Origin of the sequence: Micromonospora sp. NPDC049580 (genome assembly GCF_040675595.1) — a bacterium.
GTDB lineage: Bacteria > Actinomycetota > Actinomycetes > Mycobacteriales > Micromonosporaceae > Micromonospora.
In genome coordinates this window covers 1-4,270 of record NZ_JBFAPG010000518.1, presented here as the reverse complement: position 1 = coordinate 4,270, position 4,270 = coordinate 1, and the positions used below count along the sequence as shown (strand labels likewise).

General features: G+C 71.5%; 4 protein-coding genes. 2 read left to right on the top strand and 2 right to left on the bottom strand.

Features of this window, described 5'->3' with window-relative positions; genetic code table 11:
• Positions 1–562 precede the first annotated feature (562 nt).
• Together ddaH and rocD are read left to right on the top strand one after the other, a co-directional pair.
• Positions 563–1,378 carry a dimethylargininase gene (gene ddaH / locus AB0J68_RS28230; protein WP_354860482.1) on the top strand — a complete coding sequence of 272 codons (816 nt, stop codon included), beginning with the start codon at positions 563–565 and terminating at the stop codon, positions 1,376–1,378.
• Positions 1,378–2,592 carry an ornithine--oxo-acid transaminase gene (gene rocD, locus AB0J68_RS28225; RefSeq protein ID WP_363941432.1) on the top strand — a complete coding sequence of 405 codons (1,215 nt, stop codon included), beginning with the start codon at positions 1,378–1,380 and terminating at the stop codon, positions 2,590–2,592. Before ddaH ends, rocD begins: the two co-directional genes overlap by 1 nt.
• Positions 2,593–2,732: 140 nt before the next feature.
• Here rocD and AB0J68_RS28220 read toward each other — a convergent pair whose 3' ends face one another.
• The gene (locus AB0J68_RS28220) at positions 2,733–3,887 is read right to left on the bottom strand and encodes an FHA domain-containing protein (RefSeq protein ID WP_354860473.1); all 1,155 of its coding nucleotides are present in this window, start codon (positions 3,885–3,887) and stop codon (positions 2,733–2,735) included.
• Positions 3,884–4,177, bottom strand: a complete 294-nt coding sequence (locus AB0J68_RS28215) for a 4a-hydroxytetrahydrobiopterin dehydratase (protein ID WP_354860475.1) — start codon at positions 4,175–4,177, stop codon at positions 3,884–3,886. The genes AB0J68_RS28220 and AB0J68_RS28215 overlap by 4 nt, the downstream gene beginning before the upstream one ends.
• Between the last annotated feature and the right edge of the window lie 93 nt (positions 4,178–4,270).

The window sequence follows — 4,270 nt, the reverse complement described above, 5'->3', positions numbered from 1 at the left end:
GGCGGCGATTCGCCGCCCCTGAAGTGTGTCCGGGGTCCGCACAGGCCGTCTCCAAGAGGGGACAGCGCGCGCACCCGCGCCTCCCTCCGCTCCCTCTCTTGAGCCCCTCTCCGCCTCCTTCTTCCTCTTCCTCCTCTTCCTTCTCGCTCCTGCCTTCCGGCTCACCTTCCTCCTCCTTTCGTCCTTTGCTCTGCTTCACCCCAGGCAACACGTTGCGTCCGATTACCGGACGGCAGGTGTTGCCTCCGCTGAAGCAGAGCAAAGGATGCGCCCACTGCCCCCGCAGCCGGCCCGCACGTTGACCCGCAGACGGACGGTGTCACGCACACGGACGGTGTCGTCGCACAGGCCACGTCGGGTGACGCGGAGCACCAGTCAGCCCTGACCGGCCTATCTACGCAACGAATCGCGGCCGCGCAGGCCTCACACGCAACGGATCTGCGGTCTGCGCAAGTTCTGGTGGTGGATCCTGCCGGTCGCGCCGCATACCGTTGAGCAACGGCGCCAGCCCGTGGGCCACGGTGGCCGGGCGCGCCCGACCCCTGGGAGCAGGACAATGACGATGGACGCCACCAGCCAGCGCCTGTTGATGTGCCGGCCGACGTACTTCGCCGTCGACTACGCGATCAACCCGTGGATGGACCCGAGCGCTCCGGTCGACGCCGCGCTGGCCGTCCGACAGTGGGAGCAGCTGCGCCAGACGTACCTTGACCTGGGCCACACCGTCGAGGAGATCACTCCGGTGCCCGGCCTGCCCGACATGGTCTTCGCCGCCAACGGCGGCACCGTGATCGACGGCAAGGCGATGGCCGTGCAGTTCCGCGACCCGCAGCGCGCCGACGAGGCGCCGGCCTACCGGGCCTGGTTCGAGGCCGCCGGCTTCGAGATGTACGACCCGAAGCACGTCAACGAGGGCGAAGGTGACGTCCTGCTGGCCGGTGACCACCTGCTCGCCGGCACCGGCTTCCGCACGGCGCACGCCTCGCACGCCCAGTTGCAGGAGGTCTTCGGCTACCCGGTGATCACCATGCAGCTCGTCGACCCGCGCTTCTACCACCTGGACACCGCGCTGACCGTGCTCGACGAGCGGACCGTGGCGTACCTGCCGGAGGCGTTCTCCCCCGGCAGCCAGGCCGTGCTGCGCCGGCTCTTCCCCGACGCGGTGCACGCCACCATGGCCGACGCCGAGGTGCTGGGCCTGAACGCGGTCAGCGACGGACGGCACGTCGTGCTGCCGGCGCAGGCCACCGACCTGGCCGCCAAGCTGCGCGACCGGGGCTACGAGACCATCGGTGTCGACCTGTCCGAGCTGCTCAAGGCCGGCGGCGGACCGAAGTGCTGCACGCTGCGACTCCGTCAGGGAAAGGCAAGCAAGTGATCGTGGATGACATCCTGCGTACGCCGGGAGCGGTCCGGGACGCCGAGCGCTGGACGGCGCACAACTACCACCCGCTGCCGGTGGTCATCTCGTCCGCCGAGGGCGCCTGGCTCACCGACGTGGACGGCAAGCGCTACCTGGACTGCCTGGCCGGCTACTCGGCGCTGAACTTCGGCCACCGGCACCCGCAGCTCATCGCCGCCGCGCACGCGCAACTGGATCGGCTGACGCTGACCAGCCGCGCGTTCATCCACGACCAGTTCGCCGACTTCTGCCGGGAACTGGCCGAGCTGTGCGGCAAGGACCTCGTGCTGCCGATGAACACCGGCGCGGAGGCGGTGGAGACCGGGATCAAGGTGGCCCGCAAGTGGGGCTACCAGGTCAAGGGCGTCACCCCGGGCCAGGCCAACATCGTGGTCGCCGAGGGCAACTTCCACGGCCGGACGACCACCATCGTGAGCTTCTCCACCGACGAGGACGCCCGCGCCGACTTCGGGCCGTACACCCCGGGCTTCACTGTCGTGCCGTACGGCGACCTGGAGGCGCTGACCGCCGCGATCGACGAGAACACCGTGGCCGTGCTGCTGGAGCCGATCCAGGGCGAGCAGGGCGTGGTGGTGCCGCCGGAGGGCTACCTGCCGGGCGTACGCCAGGTCTGCACCGAGCGGAACGTGCTCTTCATCGCCGACGAGATCCAGTCGGGTCTGGGGCGTACCGGCCGGACGTTCGCCTGTGACCACGAGGGCGTCGTGCCGGACATGTACCTGCTCGGCAAGGCGCTCGGCGGCGGCATCGTGCCCGTCTCCGCGGTGGCCGCGAACGCCGACGTGCTCGGCGTGCTCAAGCCCGGCCAGCACGGCTCCACCTTCGGCGGCAACCCCCTCGCGTGCGCGGTGGCGATCGAGGTCGTCCGGCTGCTGGCCACCGGCGAGTTCCAGCGCCGCTCGGCCGAGCTGGGCGAGCGGCTCCGGGCCGGCCTGGAAGGGCTGGTCGGCAAGGGCCTCGTCGAGGTACGCGTACGCGGCCTGTGGGCCGGTCTGGACATCGACCCGGCCCTGATGAGCGGCCGGGAGGCCTGCGAGCGCCTCGCCCAGCGCGGCATCCTCGCCAAGGACACCCACGGCTCCACCATTCGGCTCGCCCCACCCCTGGTCATCACCGAAGAAGAGATCGACCTCGCGGTGGCGCAGCTCGCGGAGGTACTGACCGCCTGACCCTCGCGTTGATCATGAAGTTGTTGCCCGCTGCCGCGGCGTGTCGTGGCAATAACTTCATGATCAACCGGGGTCGGCGGGGTGGGGCAGCGCTGGGCAAAAGGCGGGCGCCGGGAACCCCCGGCGCCCGCCCTTTTGTGTTAGGGGCGGGGTAGGCGCATGGCCATCGTGGGGGCCTCGGCCATCACCGAGGTGGGGGTGAACGGGGCGCCGGTTGGCAACTCCTCGGCGCGGCCGATCTGCACGCCGGGGTACAGCTCGATCATGTCGTTCTCGCCCAGCACCCGGGACTGCTGCGGGGCGAGGGGGATCCGGTCCGCCTCGTTCATCGACCCGGCCGGCCGGATGCCGGAGCCGTTGGTGCTGACGTCGGTCACGATGACCTCGCCGACCCGCAGCTCGAAACGGACGTGACCCCGGCTGATCCACCGCCGGGCCTCGTCGTTGAGCCACTGGCCGAGCATGATCCCGCCCTCCTGCTCGGGCGCTCGGCCGGCCACCACCGGCTGCTCCTCGCTCAGCACGAACCGCCGTCGCACCAGGCCACCCACGCGCACGGCCAACACCTCCGTACGCGGACGCGGGCCGCCGTCGCCGAGCCGCGCGCCGTGCCGCGGGCAGGTCGGCACGCCGTTGCGCAGCGAGGGCGGCGGCTGCGCGGCCGGGCTGCGGTCCGCTCCGCCGGCCAGGTCGGCGAACGCGCCACCCCCGCCACCGCCGCCGAACAACGCGCAGCCCGACTCGGGGCAGCGCCACTGCCGGGCCAGCAGCTTCGCCCCGGTCGGCGAACGCTTGCCGGCCACCGGGGCGTGCCCGCCGCCGACGTGCGCGATGAACACCGGCCCACCGGCGCCCGGCACCGGGGCGACCACCCGGCCGGGCTGCTCGACCAGCCACGGGAACCGCCCGCGCAGCCCGTCGAAGCGCACCCGGGTGAGCACCGGAAGGCCGAGCAGGTCGGCGACCTCCAGCATCCGGTCCCCCGGGTTGTCGAGCACCTCGACGAGCCCGTCGTCGGCCCAGCGGCGAACCACCATCCGCTCGTTGGAGGTCAGGTCGGCGTCGGAGAGCAGCGCCCGGTGCACCACGGCGTACACCTGGACGCTGTCCTCCTCCAGCTCGCGGGAGAGCGCGTCGATGACCATGCCGAGGCGCAGCAGGCTCGCCGGCCGGCCACCGTCGATGTCCTGGTAGCGGATGATCTCGGCCAGGTCGAGCACCGCGCGGGCCAGCGACGGGTCGGTGCAGACCCGCCCCTCGATGGCGTCCAGAACCTTGCTGATCTCGAATCTCATGCCGCACTCCGGACGATGTCGTCAATCCGCCGGGCCAGCTCGATGTCCCGGTGGGTGACCCCGCCGGCCGAGTGCGTGACACAGCGGAAGGTCAGGGTCCGCCATCGGATGTCGATGTCGGGATGGTGGTCGAGCTCCTCGGCCACCGCCGCCACCCGGTCCACGACCGCGATGGCGTCCGGGAAACTGCCGAGCTGAACGGTGCGGCCGATGCCGGTCGGGTCACCCGACCAGTCGGCCAACCCGCCCAGCTCTTTCCGCACCGCGTCCGCGGTGAGCAGGTCTGCCATGACCAGACCCTACCGGTGGCGCGTCCAGCGAGCCGTACGCGCCACCGCCAGTTGACGCACGCAGACGCCGGCGGGGCGGCATCGGGTGATGCC